General features: G+C 70.4%; 18 protein-coding genes. 8 read left to right on the top strand and 10 right to left on the bottom strand.

Annotated features, from left to right (window positions below):
- The first annotated feature begins 113 nt into the window (after positions 1 to 113).
- Together ID574_RS33375 and ID574_RS33370 are read left to right on the top strand one after the other, a co-directional pair.
- The gene (locus ID574_RS33375) at positions 114 to 1,145 is read left to right on the top strand and encodes a hypothetical protein (RefSeq protein ID WP_188192962.1); all 1,032 of its coding nucleotides are present in this window, start codon (positions 114 to 116) and stop codon (positions 1,143 to 1,145) included.
- Positions 1,146 to 1,192: 47 nt separating this feature from the next.
- Complete coding sequence (locus ID574_RS33370; protein ID WP_223167317.1) at positions 1,193 to 1,891, top strand: B3/B4 domain-containing protein; 699 nt, start codon at positions 1,193 to 1,195, stop codon at positions 1,889 to 1,891.
- Here ID574_RS33370 and ID574_RS33365 read toward each other — a convergent pair.
- A complete protein-coding gene (locus tag ID574_RS33365; protein WP_188192961.1) occupies positions 1,881 to 2,477 on the bottom strand; it encodes a TetR/AcrR family transcriptional regulator in 597 nt (198 codons plus the stop codon). The genes ID574_RS33370 and ID574_RS33365 overlap by 11 nt on opposite strands.
- Before the next feature lie 46 nt (positions 2,478 to 2,523).
- On the opposite strand from ID574_RS33365, the gene ID574_RS33360 reads away from it, so the two are divergent.
- The 3 genes from ID574_RS33360 (at position 2,524) to ID574_RS33350 (ending at position 4,568) form a co-directional block, all read left to right on the top strand.
- Complete coding sequence (locus ID574_RS33360) at positions 2,524 to 3,711, top strand: amidohydrolase family protein (RefSeq protein WP_188192960.1); 1,188 nt, start codon at positions 2,524 to 2,526, stop codon at positions 3,709 to 3,711.
- A gap of 150 nt (positions 3,712 to 3,861) precedes the next feature.
- On the top strand, positions 3,862 to 4,134 hold the full coding sequence (locus ID574_RS33355) for a hypothetical protein (protein ID WP_188192959.1): 273 nt from the start codon (positions 3,862 to 3,864) through the stop codon (positions 4,132 to 4,134).
- Entirely contained in the window at positions 4,131 to 4,568 is a 438-nt protein-coding gene (locus ID574_RS33350; protein WP_188192958.1) for a type II toxin-antitoxin system VapC family toxin, read from the top strand. The genes ID574_RS33355 and ID574_RS33350 overlap by 4 nt, the downstream gene beginning before the upstream one ends.
- Positions 4,569 to 4,665: 97 nt before the next feature.
- On the opposite strand, the gene glnA is transcribed toward ID574_RS33350, so the two are convergent.
- Positions 4,666 to 6,090, bottom strand: coding sequence for a type I glutamate--ammonia ligase (glnA, locus tag ID574_RS33345; protein ID WP_270094312.1), 1,425 nt, complete (start codon positions 6,088 to 6,090; stop codon positions 4,666 to 4,668).
- 94 nt (positions 6,091 to 6,184) lie between these two features.
- Complete coding sequence (locus ID574_RS33340) at positions 6,185 to 7,267, bottom strand: hypothetical protein (protein WP_188192956.1); 1,083 nt, start codon at positions 7,265 to 7,267, stop codon at positions 6,185 to 6,187.
- 77 nt (positions 7,268 to 7,344) lie between these two features.
- On the opposite strand from ID574_RS33340, the gene ID574_RS33335 reads away from it, so the two are divergent.
- From ID574_RS33335 to ID574_RS33325, 3 genes are all read left to right on the top strand, one after another.
- A complete protein-coding gene (locus ID574_RS33335) occupies positions 7,345 to 7,806 on the top strand; it encodes an RDD family protein (RefSeq protein ID WP_188192955.1) in 462 nt (153 codons plus the stop codon).
- Between the two features lie 62 nt (positions 7,807 to 7,868).
- Positions 7,869 to 8,489 (top strand): TetR/AcrR family transcriptional regulator, encoded by a 621-nt coding sequence (locus tag ID574_RS33330; protein WP_223167316.1) that lies wholly within the window; start codon positions 7,869 to 7,871, stop codon positions 8,487 to 8,489.
- A complete protein-coding gene (locus tag ID574_RS33325; RefSeq protein WP_223167315.1) occupies positions 8,486 to 9,424 on the top strand; it encodes a glycoside hydrolase family 113 protein in 939 nt (312 codons plus the stop codon). Before ID574_RS33330 ends, ID574_RS33325 begins: the two co-directional genes overlap by 4 nt.
- On the opposite strand, the gene ID574_RS33320 is transcribed toward ID574_RS33325, so the two are convergent.
- The 7 genes from ID574_RS33320 to ID574_RS33295 all read right to left on the bottom strand — a co-directional run bounded on the left by ID574_RS33320 (position 9,405) and on the right by ID574_RS33295 (position 16,110).
- Positions 9,405 to 10,169, bottom strand: coding sequence for a class I SAM-dependent methyltransferase (locus ID574_RS33320; protein WP_188192954.1), 765 nt, complete (start codon positions 10,167 to 10,169; stop codon positions 9,405 to 9,407). The genes ID574_RS33325 and ID574_RS33320 overlap by 20 nt on opposite strands.
- Complete coding sequence (locus ID574_RS33315; protein ID WP_188192953.1) at positions 10,169 to 10,849, bottom strand: DUF4191 domain-containing protein; 681 nt, start codon at positions 10,847 to 10,849, stop codon at positions 10,169 to 10,171. The genes ID574_RS33320 and ID574_RS33315 overlap by 1 nt, the downstream gene beginning before the upstream one ends.
- 64 nt (positions 10,850 to 10,913) lie before the next feature.
- Complete coding sequence (locus ID574_RS33310; protein WP_223167314.1) at positions 10,914 to 13,274, bottom strand: glycoside hydrolase family 3 C-terminal domain-containing protein; 2,361 nt, start codon at positions 13,272 to 13,274, stop codon at positions 10,914 to 10,916.
- Positions 13,275 to 13,316: 42 nt separating this feature from the next.
- Positions 13,317 to 14,135 carry an alpha/beta fold hydrolase gene (locus ID574_RS33305; RefSeq protein WP_223167313.1) on the bottom strand — a complete coding sequence of 273 codons (819 nt, stop codon included), beginning with the start codon at positions 14,133 to 14,135 and terminating at the stop codon, positions 13,317 to 13,319.
- Entirely contained in the window at positions 14,111 to 14,497 is a 387-nt protein-coding gene (locus ID574_RS60350; RefSeq protein WP_223167312.1) for a VOC family protein, read from the bottom strand. The genes ID574_RS33305 and ID574_RS60350 overlap by 25 nt, the downstream gene beginning before the upstream one ends.
- Positions 14,498 to 14,592: 95 nt before the next feature.
- Positions 14,593 to 15,549 (bottom strand): AraC-like ligand-binding domain-containing protein, encoded by a 957-nt coding sequence (locus ID574_RS33300; protein WP_188192951.1) that lies wholly within the window; start codon positions 15,547 to 15,549, stop codon positions 14,593 to 14,595.
- An 87-nt stretch (positions 15,550 to 15,636) separates the two neighbouring features.
- The gene (locus ID574_RS33295; protein WP_188192950.1) at positions 15,637 to 16,110 is read right to left on the bottom strand and encodes a rhodanese-like domain-containing protein; all 474 of its coding nucleotides are present in this window, start codon (positions 16,108 to 16,110) and stop codon (positions 15,637 to 15,639) included.
- Positions 16,111 to 16,130 lie beyond the last annotated feature (20 nt).

Here is a 16,130-nt window from a genome sequence, read left to right as displayed (position 1 = left end):
GACTGCCGCCACGGCGTCGACCCCACGACGACGGTGGGGCGGCAGTCTGAAGAGCAGGTTTCTTGTTCGCCCGGGGGTTGATCAGGCCCGGCCCACCGGTGTATCAAGGCGCGGTGTTATCCGTTTACGTGGACCTGGCCCTCGGCCTGGTGGTGTCGTTCCTGCTGCTGTCGCTGCTGGTGAGCGGGCTCAACGAGGCGGTCGTCCGGCTGCTGTCCATCCGCAGCAAGTTCCTGTGGGCCTACCTCAGGGACACCCTGGACGGCGCCGGCAAGACCGGATCGTGGCTGCCCGCCAAGGTGCGGGACGTCTTCACGAGGCTGCCGTTCCTGCACGACCCGCGGCCCCGCTACAGCAAGCTGCCCGCGCCGGCCGAGCCCGGCGGCCTCCCGGACCCCGAGGCCAGGGAGGACGACTCCGTGATCACGCTGCTCTACGAGCGGGTCAGGGAGATCGACCACGCCAAACGGGGCAGGACCAGCATCGCCAACATCCCGCCCGGCCGGTTCGCGGTGGCGGTGATGGAGCTGGCGGCGGGGGAGGACGGCGACGTCGACCGGTTCCTGGCCAAGCTGAAGGCCATCGACAGCCCCCTGTACGGCCACCTCAAGGGCATCTGGGAGACCGCCCAGCGCGACCTCGACCGGTTCAGGCAGGGTGTCGAGACCTGGTTCGACGGCGAGATGCAGCGGCTGACGATGCTGTACAGGCGCTACGTCAAGTGGGTCGTCGCCGTGCTCGGCCTGGCGGTGACGCTGCTGTTCACGATGGACGGGTTCGAGTACGCCAAGACGCTGCTGCGCGACAACGCCTTCCGCGCCTCGGTGACGGCGGTGGCGGAGGCGGGGCCTGACGCGTACAACGAGCTCAAGGCCCGTTGCACCGGGGAAGACCCGATGCCGTGCGTCACCGAGACGCTCAGCCAGCCCGCGCTGGTCAAGATGATGAGCCAGGCGCTGGTCAGCGTGTCGATCCCGGAGCAGGGCGAGCCGAGCATGCACTGGAACGGCGGCCTGTGGTGGGACCGGATCAGCACGCCGAGCCACTGGCCGGGCTTCCTGCTGACGTACGTGGCGCTGCTGTTCGGCGCGCCGTTCTGGTGGGACGTGTTCCGCCGCATCACGGGGATCAAGAGCAGGCGCTGAGCCTAGTATCGTGATCGGCGCGGCGAAGCGCCGCCACGATGACGGGGGTGACCGTGCGTTTCCAGCATTCGGGCGACATCTGGCGGGATTTCCCCGAGCTCGTTCCCGGGGTGATCGTCGCGCGCGGCATCACCCGAGACGTCTCCGCGGACGACCGGCTGGCGACGTACGGCGAGATCGCCGCCAAGCGGCTCGCCACGGCCTCAGAGGGGGAGCTGCCGGAGATCCAGGCGTGGCGGCGGGCGTTCTCCAAGATGGGGCTCAAACCCACCCAATACCGCTGCGCCTCGGAGTCGCTGCTGCGCCGCTTCAGGAAGGAAGGCGCCCTGCCCCGCCTGCACCCCCTGATCGACCTGTGCAACGCGGTCTCCATCGCGTACGCGATCCCGGTCGCGGTGTTCGACCTCGCCGAGATCGCCGGATACATGGAGGTCCGATACGCGACCGGCGACGAGACCTACCTGACCTTCTCCGGCGAGACGGAGCACCCGTCCGCGGGCGAGGTGATCTTCGCCGACGCGGCAGGCGAGGCGCACGCCCGCCGCTGGACCAACCGCCAGAGCGGCCGCTCGGCCGTCCGCGACACGACCGCCGACGTCCTGATCGTCGCGGAGGCGCTCCACGGCACCGCCCAGGACGACGTCGCGTCCCTCATCGCCACGCTCTCCGACGAGCTGACCGCCCTCTGGCAGGCGGCCCCCAGGTCGGCGATCCTCAGCCCGTCGGCGCCCGCCTTCACGACGTGATGCCGTACATGATCGCCCCGGCCAGCGCCTCGGCCTGATCGGCGGGGGAGAACAGCTCCGGGCAGGCGAGCCAGGTGGCGGCGGTCCCGTTCACGGCGGTGATGATCGCCAGGGCGGCCGTCTCCGCCGGCAGCCCCTCGCGCAGCCCGGCCCCGTCGAGCAGCCCCGTCAGCCCGCGCTTCCAGCCCTCCATCATGATCTGCTTGTCCCGCAGCCCGGACTCCAGCTCCGGGAACCCCTCGGCGCTGCGCATCGAGAGCGCGAACGCCTCCCGCAGGGTCGCGTCCCGCTCCAGCGCGGTGAAGAAGGCCACCAGGAACCGCCGGACCCGCTCCAGCACCGGCCCGTCGCCGTCGAGCACACCCCAGACGGGCGCGGCGGCCTCCGCCCACAGCTCGCCGATCGTGGCGAGGTAGAGCGTGGCCTTGTCGTTGAAGTGGTGGTACGCGGCGCCCCTCGTCACCCCGGCCCGCTCGGCGATGCCGGCGAGCGTGGCGGCGGCGTAGCCCCGCTCGGAGAAGACGGCCAGCGCGGCCCGCAACAGCGCCTTCCTCGTCTCCGCCGCCTCCTCGGCCGTTCGTCGCATGACCCAACTCTTTCATACATGCGCGCACGTATGCTTGCATACATTCATGCATGTATCTAATCGGCTGATCTTCAGGGACGTGCGGGTGTTCACCGGGGACACGACGCTCAGATCGGCGAACGTCGCCGTCTCCGGCGCCGTCATCCTGTCCGTGGGGGAGGCGCCGCCCCCGCCCGTCTCCGGCGACGAGGTGATCGAGGGGCGCGGGCGGACCCTGCTCCCCGGCCTGATCGACGCCCACGCCCACGTCTTCCCCGGCGACCTCGAGCAGGCCGCGCTGTTCGGCGTCACGACGGTCCTGGACATGATGGCCGACCCCGCCCAGGCCGGCTCCTTGCGCGGGGCGGCGGGGGCCGACTTCCGCACCGCGGGCACCGCCGCCACCGTCCCCGGCGGCTACGGCTGGTACCTCGTGGACATGGGATACCTGCCGCCGTTCCCGACCCTCGTGACGCCGGACGAGGCGGACGCGTTCGTGGAGAACCGGTTCGCGGAGGGCTCCGACTACCTCAAGATCCTCCTGGACGACGGCTCCACGACCGGCATGCCCACCCCCTCCATGGCTGGGGAGACGGCCGCCGCGCTCGCGGCCGCGGCCCACGACCGGGGCAGGCTCGTCGTCGCGCACGCCCTCACCGCCGAGACCGCCTGCCAGGCCGTGCGGGCGGGCGCGGACGTGCTCGGGCACGTGTTCGTCGACCGCCCGGACCCTTCGCTCGCCCATGAACTGGGGGAGACCGCGGTGGTGCCCACCCTGGCCGTGCTGGGCCAGTTGTTCGGCCCGGGCACGGGAGGCAAGGCGCTGGCGGCTGATCCGCGGGTGTCGCCGTACCTGACCGAGGGCTCCCGCCGGATGCTCACCATGGGCCCGTTCCCGCTGGGCGAGGGCGCCCGCCACGACCTCGCCACGGCGACCCGCACGGTCGCGGAGCTCCGGGACGCGGGCGTGACCCTCCTCGCGGGCTCCGACGCCTCCAACGCCGGCACCGCCCACGGCGCGACCCTCCATCAGGAACTTGCCCTGCTCGTCGCGGCCGGCCTCACCCCGCGCGAGGCCCTCGCCGCCGCCACGTCCGCCCCCGCCGACCGCTTCGGACTGCACGACCGCGGCCGCGTCGCCCCCGGGCTGCGGGCCGACCTCCTGCTGGTCGATGGCGACCCCACGGCGGACATCGACTCGACGCTCGATATCGCGGGCGTGTGGCTGGCAGGCCACCGCCTGCCGGGCAGATGACCAAGGGATCAGTGGTGATGGCGCGGTTCCGTGAGGCCTGGAGCCGCGACCGGTCGTCATGCCGCCGTCCGGCATCGACGACATGAGGAAGCTCTGTGGTGATCGGGTGCAGCAGGCCGCCTCTAACAAAACTTTTGTTAGAGTGGGGCTGTGGTCGACGACATTGAGACAGCCGGTACGGATCCTACGGTCTCCGTTTCGATCTCATTCCATTCCAGCGTCATCGAGTCGGTTCGCGAGCGTGTCGGCAAACGTGGCGTGTCGCCGTACGTGGAGGCCGCCGTCCGACGGCAGATCGAGCGCGACAACCTGGCCGCTCTCATCGGAGCGAACGAAGAGATCCACGGTCCGCTCACCGCAGCGGAGATCCAGGCGGCTCGGGAAGAGATGCACGGACTCGGTAGCCACGGCGAGGTGGCGTGAGCGGCGCATGGATCCTGGACAGTGAAGCCCTTTCGCTGTACCTGCGAGCCGATCGCAAGATGACGGCCCGGCTCGCCGCGGCTCTCGAAGACGATATTCGCGTCGTGATCAGCGCCGCCACGATCGTTGAGGTGGATCACGACAAGGTTCATTTCGCGCGGCTGGCCTGGACGCTGTCCAGGCTCACCGTGGAACCACTCACCAAGAATCTTGCCCGACGGGCGTCAGACCTGCTCAAATCCGCAGGTCTGCAGGGCCATAAATACGCCATCGACGCCATGGTCGCCGCGACGGCAACCGCAGTCTCCGACAAGCCCGTTACGATCTTAACGTCCGACCGGGACGATATGGAAAAAATCCTCGGAGAGTTTTTGGATCGTTCCAGTCTAGAATGCGACGCTGACCGCTCCGAAGTCAAGGTCTTTCCAGTCTGACTGCCGAAAGGCCTATGGCCTCGCCCAGGTAGGGCGAGGCCACGGGCTGAACCGATCTGGCGTCGCCAGTCGGCTCCTGTGCTCGGAGTCCGTCTTCCTAGACGTCGTAGTAGAGCTCGAACTCGTGCGGGTGCGGGCGCAGCCGGATCGGGTCGACCTCGTTCTCCCGCTTGTAGGAGATCCACGTCTCGATCAGGTCGGGCGTGAACACGCCGCCCTCGAGCAGGTAGTCGTGGTCCTCCTCCAGCGCGTTGAGCACGTCGGTGAGCGAGCCGGGCACCTGCGGGATGTTGCGGGCCTCCTCCGGCGGCAGCTCGTAGAGGTCCTTGTCGACCGGCTCCGGCGGCTCGATCTTGTTGCGGATGCCGTCGATGCCCGCCATCAGCATGGCCGAGAACGCGAAGTACGGGTTGCAGGACGGGTCCGGAACGCGGAACTCGATGCGCTTGGCCTTCGGGTTGGAGCCCGTGATCGGGATGCGGACGCAGGCCGACCGGTTGCGCTGCGAGTAGACCAGGTTGACCGGCGCCTCGTAGCCCGGCACCAGGCGGTGGTAGGAGTTGACCGTCGGGTTGGTGAAGGCCAGCAGCGACGGGGCGTGCTTGAGCAGGCCGCCGATGTAGTAGCGGGCCGTGTCCGACAGACCGGCGTAGCCGACCTCGTCGTAGAAGAGCGGCGAGCCGTCCTTCCACAGCGACTGGTGGCAGTGCATGCCCGAGCCGTTGTCACCGAAGATCGGCTTCGGCATGAACGTCACCGTGTGGCCGTACTCCAGGGCCGTGCTCTTGATGACGTACTTGTAGAGCATGAGGTTGTCGGCGGTCTTGAGCAGCGTGCCGAACTTGAAGTCGATCTCCGCCTGACCGGCGGTGCCGACCTCGTGGTGCTGCATCTCGACCTCGATGCCGCACTCGATGAGGTTGCGCACCATCTCCGAGCGCAGGTCGGTGAAGTGGTCCATCGGCGGGACCGGGAAGTAGCCGCCCTTGTAACGCGGCTTGTAGCCGAGGTTGCCGCCCTCGGTCGCCTTGCCGGTGTTCCAGGCGCCCTCGATGGAGTCGATGTAGTAGTAGCCGGCGTTCTGCTTCGTCTCGAAGCGGACGTCGTCGAAGATGTAGAACTCGGCCTCGGGGCCGAAGTAAACCGTGTCGGCGATCCCGGTGCCCTTGAGGTATTCCTCCGCCTTGCGCGCCACGTTGCGCGGGTCGCGGCTGTAGGCCTCACCGGTCAGCGGGTCGTGCACGAAGAAGTTGATGTTGAGCGTCTTGTGCTGGCGGAACGGGTCCACCACGGCGCTGGTCGGGTCGGGCAGCAGAAGCATGTCGGACTCGTGGATCGCTTGGAAGCCGCGGATCGACGAGCCGTCGAACATGAGTCCGTCGGTGAAGACGCTCGCGCTGAAGCTCTCAACCGGGAAGGTGAAGTGGTGCGTCGTCCCCGGCAGGTCGGTGAACCTGACATCGACGAACTGCACCCCTTCGTCACTGATGAACTTCAGGACGTCGTCGGCGGAGTTGAACACTCTCGAACCTCCCTGGGGACCGGTCATCATGACGACGCTAGGGCTCGGCGGTTTCCGTCCGGTGTCTCGATTGTTTCGCACATGTTACGCAGCGTCAGGTGTCCTGCGAGGCCGAACACCCGTGGCCGCCGTCCGGCTCCTCCAGCACGTACGGGTCCGCGGGTACTCCGGTGGGCGTCACTCCGTCCAGAGGCGAATCCTCGTAGAACGGGTGGATGTAGCCGTCGTCGATGCCGCAGTGGGCGGGTGTCGCGCTCGCGACCCAGCCCTGCACCCACACCACGAGCCGGCCGGAGTCGTGCCACAGTCGCACGCTGCCGCTGGGCTGGGTGACCACCCTCACCGCGGTGTCGGGCCGGCCGGGCCGGTGCACCGCGTAGACGACCACGTGATTCAGCTTCACCTCCACCCCGCGCAGTCCGTCCTCCTCGAACGTGCCGAGTGTGACCCGGCCCTTCACCTTGATCACGTCGGTGATGAGCTCGGCCGTTCCGGGGGCGAAGCTGTTCACGAAGTGCCGCGTGGGATGCTTGGCGTCGTTCAGCTCGTCGCGGAACCAGCCGCGCTGCTCGCGATCCAGGAGTTGCGCGAAGGCGTCCGGATCGCGGCCGAGCAGCGTCTTCTTGTCGAGGTAGGCGGCGACCAGCAGCTTACGGGTCCGCTCCAGCCCCTTGAGCACGTCCTTCTTCGACAGCCCGCCCAGCGCCCTGGGCTCGGGCATGGTGAACCCGGCGGCCCCCTCTGCCCAGCTCTCGGCCGGTGACCCCGCGAACGGATCCCGTGTCACATCCGCCTCCTGAGGCGGGGTCTCCTCGATCACCGGCATGGTGTCCTCGGGTATCGAGCCGTCGGCCGGGCTGTAGCCGGTGTACCGGCGTGAGAAGTCCGAGGGGGCCAGCAAGTCCGGGCGGAAGGTGAGAACGAGGCCCGCCGCGGCGATCACCGCCGTGATCGTGGCCATCGCGATCCAGGCCCGTCCGACCTTCCGCCGAGGTGCGTGCTCGTAGGCCGATAAGCGTTCGGAGGGCGATAAGCGGTCCTGGCGCCGTCTTCGAGCCGTGCGCCGCGCTTCCTTCGCCCCCTTGACCGCCGACGCCCGCATCCTGCGCCGCTCCTCGTCTTCGATCTGCGCGACGAGCTCGTTGAAGCGCTCATCAAGGTCATCCCCGTGTGGCATGGCGTACATCTTGGCCGCCCCGCGACGCGGTTGGGTCACAATTCCGACCGGCCTGCCGTGCGGATACCGTTGATGGCATGAGCAGCAAGCAGCCTCGGTGGACACAGACGTGGCTCGGCGGGGTCCGATCCGCCGGGGTCGATCTCGGGTATCCGGGGGAGCGCCTGGGGCTGCCCGAGGAGGGCAGCGGGTCGATCGCCGGGTGGGGGCGCAGGATCGGCGCGCTGGTCATCGACTGGATGATCTGCACGTGGGTCGTCGTGCAGCTGCTGCTCAGGATGAACCCGGCCGAGACGCCGTGGGCGCCGGTGGCGGTGTTCGCGGTCCAATACCTGATCCTGGTCGGCTTCATGGGGCAGACGTTCGGGCACCGGCTGATGGGCGTCAGGGTCGCCGCGATGGACGGCGGCGACCCGCGGTGGTTGCCCGTGCTGGTGCGCACCGTCCTGCTCTGCCTGGCCGTGCCGGCCCTGATCTGGGACCGCGACCACCGCGCTCTGCACGACCGCGCGTCCAACACGATGGTCGTCCGCATGTGACCCGCTAGTGAGAAAACCATACCGGGTTCAAAAATATACTCGGTACGGTTTATGCTGTCCGCATGATGATGGCGGGCCTGAGGGAGCGGAAGAAGGAGCAGACGCGGCGGCGGATCGCCGAGGTGGCGCTGCGGCTGTTCGACGAGCGCGGCTACGACGCCGTGACCGTCAACGAGATCGCCGAGGCGGCCGGGGTCGCCAAGGTGACTCTGTTCACCTACTTCCCGACCAAGGAATGCCTGGTCACCGACGGGGTGGCGGACGACCTGGCGGCGATCGTGGCCGGGCGCGGGGAGGGGCGGTCGCCGCTCGCCGCCCTGCGCGAGCACTACCGGTCGATGGCCACGCGGGGCGTGGGCGAGGCGGACGTCGAGGCGTTGCAGGCCAAGGTGCGCGTGATCGCTTCAACCCCGGCGCTGATGGGCGCCCTGCACGCGGTGCGCATGGGCGAGCGGTACGACCTGGCCGCCGCGCTCGCCGAGGGGGGCGAGGACGATCTGACGGCGCAGCTCATGGCCGCGCAGATCACCGCCGTCATCACGACCCTCCAGGAGGCGTTCTTCCGGCGCGTCGCCGCGGGGGAGCCGCTGGAGGAGGTGGGCAGGCGCCAGTCGCGCGACGTCGAGCTCGCCTTCGATCTCCTGGAACACGGCCTCTCATCCAGAGAAGGGGAAAGATCGTGAGAAAGGGCATCAACTACGACACGGGGTTCCTGCCGGGCGACGACCTGTCCAGGAAGGCGTTCGACGCCGAGACCGTCGCCCGCAAGATGCGGGTGATCGCCGGCGACCTGCACTGCGAGGTCGTCAGGATCTCCGGTGGCGACCCCGGACGGCTCAGCGTCGCCGCCGAGCAGGCCGCCGCCGCGGGCCTGGAGGTGTGGTTCGCGCCGTTCCCCGTGGACCTCGACCAGGACGAGATGCTCGCGCTCTTCGCCGACGCCGCCCGGCGCGCCGAGGCCGTGCGCCGCTCCGGCGCCGAGACCGTGCTCGTGACCGGGTGCGAGATCACCGCCTTCGGCAACGGCTTCATGGAGGGCGAGACCTATCACGAGCGCCTGAACGCGTTGATGAACGGCGACATGGCCTGGTGGACCTCGCTGATGGAGGTCATGCCGCGCTTCAACGCCTACCTGGCGGAGGTCGCCGAGACGGTGCGGCCGCTGTTCGGCGGCCGGATCAGCTATGCGTCAGCGCCGTGGGAGCCGGTCGAGTGGGCGCCGTTCGACGTGGTGGGCGCGGACGCCTACCGCGCCTCCTACAACGCCGACACCTTCGTGGACGAGGTGCGCGCCCACTTCAAGCACGGTAAGCCGGTCGCGGTCACGGAGTTCGGCACCTGCGCGTACCGGGGAGCGGGCGAGCGCGGCGGCTCGGCGTGGGTGGTGCCCGACGGTGCGGTGTACGACGAGGGCGAGCAGGTGCGCTATTTCACCGAGCTGATGGACGTCTTCGAGAAGGAGGGCGTGGACACCGCCCTGTGGTTCACCTTCGCCGCCTACAACAGGACCGGCGACGCCGACATCGGCTCCTACGGCGTGGTGAGGATGCTCGACGACACCCGCTGGGAGCCCAAAGAGCTCTTCCACGCCATGGCCGCTAGGTACGCGCGCAGCTGAAGATCGCCGTGCCCGGGATGTGGCGGCCGCGCAGCGGGCTCCACCCGCCCCACACCCGCCCGTGCCCCTCCGGCCACTCCGGCTCCAGCAGCCCGGTGATCGTCAGCCCGGCGGCCACCAGCAGGGTGACCCAGTCGGCCATCGTCCGGTGGTGCTCGACGTACGTGACCGTGCCGTGGTCGTCCCGTTCTTCATAGGGCGTGCGGTCGAAGTAGGACCGGTCGGAGGTCAGCCCGCGCGGCCCGGGGTCGTCGGGGAACGCCCACCGGATCGGATGGCTCACCGAGAACACGAACCTGCCGCCCGGCCGGAGCACCCTGCGCACCTCGCGGAACACGGCGAGGGGATCGGCCACGAACGGCAGCGCGCCGAACGCCGAGCAGGCCAGGTCGAAGGCGGCGCCGGCGAACGGCAGCGACTCGGCGTCGGCCTGCACCACAGGGACGCGCAGCCCCGTCTCGAGGTCGATGCGCTGCGAGTGACGCAGCTGTCGGTGGGAGATGTCGAACGCCACCACCTCCGCCCCCTGCGTCACCAGCCACCGCGCGCACTGGGCCGCGCCGCAGCCGATCTCCAGCACGCGCCGCCCGCGCACCTCGCCGAGGAGGTGCGCGTCGGCCTCGTCCACGCCTTCCGGGCACCACACGAACCCGGTGTCACGCAGGAACTCGCCGTGCTCGGCCTGGTAGTCGTCGGCGTTGCCGTCCCACCAGCCGCGGTTGGCCCGCGCGGAGACAGAGATCACTAGCGCATCTTGGGGCCGCGCGGGATGCGGGCCCCCTTGGGCATCGGGCCCTTGGGCAGCGGCATGTTGCGCGGCAGCGAGCGCAGGCGGTCTTTGACCTCGTTGACGGCCGGCTTCTTCAGATTGCGCGGCAGCTTCATGATGTGGCGCTGCAGCTTGCCGAGCGGCACCTGCCCCTCGCCGTCACCGCACTGGATGTCGTAGATCTCGACGCCCAGCACCACCCGCGCGACCCGCTTCTTCTCGGCCGCCAGCATCTTGGCCACCCGGTTGCCCGGGCCCTCCGAGACCAGCACCACGCCCGGATGGCCCACGACGAGGTGGACGAGGTCCTGGTCGCGGTTGACCGCGATGGCCGGATTGACCTGCCAGTTGCCCCGCATGCCCTGCAGCACCGCGGCCGCGGCGCCGGTCTGGCCGTGCAGGATCGAGTATTGCGCCTTCTGCGCGAGCTGGCCGAACACCACCAGGCCGACGGTGAACGCGGCCAGGACGCCGATGAAGATCGAATACCACAGATAGTCCGTGACCAGGCCGATCACGACGACCACAGCCAGCGTGCCCACCGCGGAAAGGAAGACGGTCGGCATCCCCTTGGGGTTGGCCTGTTTGATGATCTGCGCGATCATGCGGAGCTGCTTGATGCGCCCCGGCTTCTCTGAGTCCTCGGACTTTGCCATGCTCTGAAGGATACAAACCAACTGGTGGAGTATGGAAAACGCGGCCCGGCGATTTCGCCGCCGGCTAGATCTTCATGGTGACGGACAGCCGCGGATCGGCCACATTGGGTCCCGCCACGATCGTGTGCTCGCCCTCGACCGTGCGCCAGCGGCCCTCCCACACCTGGAAGGAGCGTTCGGGCGGGAACACGGTGGTGACCACGGTTTCCCCCGGCCCCGCCTCGACCACGTCGAAGCCGACCAGCCGCCGATCCGCGCCGTCGGCGAGGTAGAACTGCACGACCTCCCGGCCCGGGCGGTCGCCGGTGTTGGTGACCGCCACCGTGACGGCGCCTCCGCCTGCGGTGATGGAGTCGTACGACCAGGTCGTGTACCCGAGGCCGTGCCCGAACCAGAACGCCGGCTCCGTCCCCGACCGCAGCCACGCCCGGTACCCGATGAACTCCTCCTCCTCGTACGGCACCGCCCCGTCCACGGGCGTCACGTTCACCACGGGACAGTGCTCCAGCCGGCGCGGCCACGTCGTGGGCAGCCGCCCGCCCGGCTCGGCGTCGCCGAACAGCACGTCGGCCAGCGCCGTCCCCGCCTCCTGCCCGGGGAACCAGACGAGCAGCACCGCCGCCACCTCGTCGATCCACGGCATCTCCACCGGCGAGCCCGCGTTGACCACGACCACGGTGCGCGGGTTGGCGGCGGCCACCGCGCGGATCAGCTCGTCCTGGCGCCCCGGCAGCCCGAGCCCGGTGCGGTCGAAGCCCTCGCTCTCCACCTCCATGGTGGTCCCGGCCACGACCACCGCCACGTCGCACTCCGCCGCCACGCGCACGGCCTCGGCCATGAGCGCCTCCTCGCCGGGGTTCGGGTCGGCGTGGCCGAGCGTGAAGGACACGAGCGCCATGCCCTTGAACGCGCCCACCGGGTGCGTGACGGCCAGCTCGTACGTCTCGCCCGCCGTCATCGGCACGGTCACCCGCCGTTCCGGCGGTGACAGGAACGCCGCCGGGTCGCCGTCCGGCAGGTCGATGACCTCGTCGAAGACGGTCGCGCCGTTCACGGTGAGCGTGAAGGAGCCCACGCCGGCGACCGACAGCTCGTGCTCGCCGGACACCCCGGGCGTGTACGTGGTCAGCAGCCGCACCGCCTGGAGCCGGTCGCCGTCCACGCCGGACGGCAGCTGGCCGATCCAGCGGGCCTCACTGGCCGGCAGCGGGTGCTCGGCAAGCACGCCGCCGTCCTCGTCCAGGAACCGGGCCCTGGCGGGAGACGCGATGGGCGCCAGGCGGATCCTGGGGTCGTGGCCGAGGGCGTACCTGACCTCGGCGCGCTCGCGCAGGCCCTCCAGGGGCGAGACGATCCGGTCGGGGTACACCTGGGCGCTGCCGCCGCCCATGACGCGGGCCTCGCTCGCCGCCGCACCGATCAGCGCGATGGTGGGAGCACCCCGGAACGGGAGGACGCCGTCGTTGGTCAGCAGGGTGAAGCTGCGTGCCGCCACCTCGTGCACGAGCGCCGGGCCGTCGACGAACTCGCGATCGACCGGCGCGGCGGGCGGCGAGCCGGGGACGCGCAGCGCCCCGACGCGCTCGGCCAGGCGCAGGATGCGGCGGACGCGGTCGTCGACGACCGACTCCGGCACGCGCCCCTCGCGCACGGCCGCCTCCAGCTTCCCGCCCCACGGGCCGTGCGGTCCCGGCATGGCCACGTCGGTCCCGCCCATGGCGGCGGCCTCGGTGGAGCGGACCGCCGTCCAGTCGGACACGACGCACCCGTCATACTCCCACTCGCCCTTCAGCACCCCGTGGACCAGCCCGGCGTGCTCGGTCATGGTGGTGCCGTTGACGCCGTTGTAGGCCGTCATGAGGGCCCACGCGCGCCCCGCCACCTGCTCGAACGGCCGCAGGTAGACCTCGCGCAGCGTCTTCTCGCTCACCTGCACGTCCACGGTGAAGCGGTCGGTCTCGAAGTCGTTGGCCACGAAGTGCTTGGGCGTGGCCGCCACGCCGCAGGACTGCACGGCGTCGACGTACGCGGCGCCCAGCTCGGCCGTCAGGTACGGGTCCTCGGAGAAGCACTCGAAGTGCCGGCCGCCGAGCGGGGAGCGGTGCAGGTTGAGCGTCGGGGCCAGCAGCACGTGCACGCCCTTGCGGCGCGCCTCCTGGCCGAGCAGGGACCCGGCGCTCCTGATCAGGTCGCGGTCCCACGTCGCGGCGAGCGCGGTGGGGCTCGGCAGCGCGATCGACGGGTCGGCGGAGCTCCACTGCTCGCCGCGTACGCCGATGGGGCCGTCGCTCATCACGATGCGGTCCAGGCCGATCTCGGGGATCGGGGGGAGGGACCACATGTCGGCCCCGGTGAGCAGCCGGATCTTGGTGCCGAGGTCCAGGCGGGCGATCAGGTCGTCGAAGTCCACCCGCACAGTCTCCACCAGAAAACCGACTGCTCAATAGGTTTGTTATCTTAGCGTTATTTATGAGGCGGACGCGAAGAACTCCAGCAGCTCGGGCGCCAGCGCCTCGACCGCCACGTCGTGCCTCTGGTCCTCCAGCACCCGCCGGACCGCGCCCGGCACCGCCGCCGCGACCGCCGCGCCCGCGTTCCGCATCCACGCGGGGCTGTCCTCGCCGTTGAGCACGAGCGTCGGCTGCACGATCGTCGTGAGCCGCGCGACCGGCAGCGCGTTGCCCGGCCCCAGCACGAAGGCCTCGTACGCCAGCGTGTGCGCGACCGCCTCGACCTCCGACCAGAACGGCTGCGCGCGCATCCCGGCCACGGCCGCCGCCGGCATCTCGACGGCCTCCACCATGAACCGCTCCACGGCCTCCGCCCGCTTCCCGGCCGCGACCAGCGCGGCCAGTTGCTCGGCGAAGTCGGGCGGCAGCGGGGGCGCGCCGTCGTCCACGTGGTACGGCGGCTCCCACAGCGCCAGCCGGACGATGCCCGGCAGCCGCACCGCGGCCTCCAGCGCCAGCGCGGCCCCGGACGAGCCGCCGAACACCATCGCCGGGCCGCCGGCCGCCGCCATGACGGCCGTCAGGTCCTCGATCTCCCGCTCGACGGCGTACGGCGGGGTGTCGCCGCTGTCGCCTCGGCCCCTGCGGTCATAGGAGCAGACGGTGAACCACGGCGCCAGGGCGCCCGCCACACCGGTCAGCGTGGGGTGCGCCCGGCCCATCATCGCCCCGGCGACCAGGACCACCGCCGGACCGGAGCCATAGGTGTCGCAGGCGATCGCGGTGCCGTCCGCGGAGATCACCGTGCCGCTCAGGACGCGGGCTGCACCAGGCACAGCGCCTCCCAGTGGTGACCGTCCAGGTCGGCGAAGCCGCGCTGGTATCTGACGCCGTCCTCGTGCTTCACGCCCGCCGGGGTGGCGCCGGCCGCCAGGGCCTTGTCGACCAGCTCGTCCACCTGCTGCGGATTCTCCATCCCGAGCACCAGGATCGCCTCGGTGGCCTTGGTGGCGTCGGCCACGTCCTTGGTGATGAAAGAGCCGAACACCGGCTCCTCCAGCAACATCACCTGCGTCTCCTGGTTGATGAACACCGACGCCATGCCCTCGGCCATGCCGTAGAACTCGAAGCCGAGCTCGGTGAAGAACTGCTTGGACCGGCTCAGATCCTTGACCGGCACGTTCACGAAGAGCTGCATTTCCCTGGTCCCTTCCGTCGATCATTTGGAACACCTTCAGTCTGCCGATCAAGGTGCTCGCCCGTCTTGGATCTGGGCGCCAGGTGGATTGACGTTCAGCGCACAGCGCCGGTGCGGCGGTATTCGGCGGGCGGCATGCCGTAGGCGCGCCGGAACAACCTGCTGAAATGCGCCGAGTCCGGCAGCCCCCATCGGGCGGCGATCGCGCTCACCGGCTCGTCGCCGCCCCGGGCCAGCTCGGCGCGGCAGCGCTCCAGGCGCCGCTGCCTGATCCAGGCGGCCACCGTGGTGTTCTCCGCCTCGAACAGGCGGTGCAGGTAGCGCACGGAGACGTGGTGGGCCGCCGCGACCTGGCCGGGGTCGAGATCGGGGTCGCCCAGGCGCTCCTCGATGAAGGCGTGGACGCGCAGCAGCAGCGTACGTTGCCGGGAGTCGGCCGGCAGCGCCCGTGCCAGCTCCAGCCGCTCGGCGACCGCGGCGCCGACCAGGTCCGTCACCACGGCCGACAGCCGGGCGGCGCTGCCGGGCGCGTACGTCTCGTGATCCGTGGCCACCCGGCGCAGCAGCGGCACGGCCAGCGCGCCGGCGCCGGACTCCGCGCCGATCGGGAGCGCGCTGAGCGTGGCGACGGCGTCGATCGGCAGGGCGAGCAGGTCGCGCGGGAAGCTGAACACGGCCAGCTGCACCGCGCTGTCGTAGGCCAGCTCGTAGGGCCGGGTGAAGTCGTAGATCGCGAACTCGCCCCGGCTGAGCTGGGTGGCGCGGCCGTCCTGGGCCAGTCGCGGGCTGCCGGAGATCGCCAGCACGACCCGGTAGAGGTCGGGGTTGTCGCGGCGGATCAACCCGGCGGTCCGGTGCACGCTGTGCGGCGTGGAGGTGCGCACCCGGCCGACGCCCACGGACCCGAGCCGGCCCATCTCGATCTCGCCGCGCAGTGGCGCGTCGGGGTCGATCCGCAGGTCGAGCGGGCCGAGCGTGTCGCAGACGATGGTCTTCCACGCGTCGTGACGACGTTGGGCAGGCAGGTCACTCGTGCGGATCAAAACGGTCATCCGTCACCCTCCGTCGGCTGCGCCTGCCATGCTAGCGACGCCTCACATCACGCGAAAGCCGCTCGGCTCGCTCGCTCCGGACGCCGATCAGCAGGCGCAGGAGGCCGCGCCGGCGGGCGCCGTCAGCGGGTCGGCCGCGCGCCGCTCGACCCCGGTTTCGCTCTCGACCGGGAAGCCCTCGCGGATCCAGTACTCGATGCCGCCGATCATCTCCTTGACCCGGTAGCCGAGCCGGGCCAGGGCGAGCGCCGCGCGGGTCGCGCCGTCGCACCCCGGACCCCAGCAGTAGGTGACGACCGGGACCGCGGGGTCCAGCACGTGCGGGGCGCGGGCCGGGATGTCGGCGGTGGGCAGGTGCACCGCGCCGGGCACATGGCCCTGCCGCCAGGCGGCGGCCGCACGCGAGTCGACCAGGACGAACCCGGGTGCGCCCGATTCGAGCGAGGCGTGGACGTCGGAGACGTCCGCCTGGAAGGTGAGGCGGGCGGTGAAGAAGGCGATGGCTTCGGCCGGAGCCGCAGGCGGCACCCGCAATGCCGGGCTCATGTCGATGTCGGTCATGCGCAGAACGCTACGGTCCC

The organism is Nonomuraea sp. SYSU D8015, assembly GCF_008065375.1.
GTDB lineage: Bacteria > Actinomycetota > Actinomycetes > Streptosporangiales > Streptosporangiaceae > Nonomuraea.
The sequence above is the reverse complement of the archived record's forward strand: the minus strand, read 5'-3'. Positions and strand labels throughout refer to the sequence as shown.

Coding starts and splice junctions, on each gene's coding strand:
- ID574_RS33330 (WP_223167316.1), top strand. CDS start 7,869: ATGATGATGGCGGGCCTGAGGGAGCGGAAGAAGGAGCAGACGCGGCGG.
- ID574_RS33360 (WP_188192960.1), top strand. CDS start 2,524: ATGCATGTATCTAATCGGCTGATCTTCAGGGACGTGCGGGTGTTCACC.
- ID574_RS33365 (WP_188192961.1), bottom strand. CDS start 2,477: ATGCGACGAACGGCCGAGGAGGCGGCGGAGACGAGGAAGGCGCTGTTG.
- ID574_RS33295 (WP_188192950.1), bottom strand. CDS start 16,110: ATGACCGACATCGACATGAGCCCGGCATTGCGGGTGCCGCCTGCGGCT.
- ID574_RS33315 (WP_188192953.1), bottom strand. CDS start 10,849: ATGGCAAAGTCCGAGGACTCAGAGAAGCCGGGGCGCATCAAGCAGCTC.
- ID574_RS60350 (WP_223167312.1), bottom strand. CDS start 14,497: ATGCAGCTCTTCGTGAACGTGCCGGTCAAGGATCTGAGCCGGTCCAAG.
- ID574_RS33335 (WP_188192955.1), top strand. CDS start 7,345: ATGAGCAGCAAGCAGCCTCGGTGGACACAGACGTGGCTCGGCGGGGTC.
- ID574_RS33340 (WP_188192956.1), bottom strand. CDS start 7,267: ATGCCACACGGGGATGACCTTGATGAGCGCTTCAACGAGCTCGTCGCG.
- ID574_RS33300 (WP_188192951.1), bottom strand. CDS start 15,549: ATGACCGTTTTGATCCGCACGAGTGACCTGCCTGCCCAACGTCGTCAC.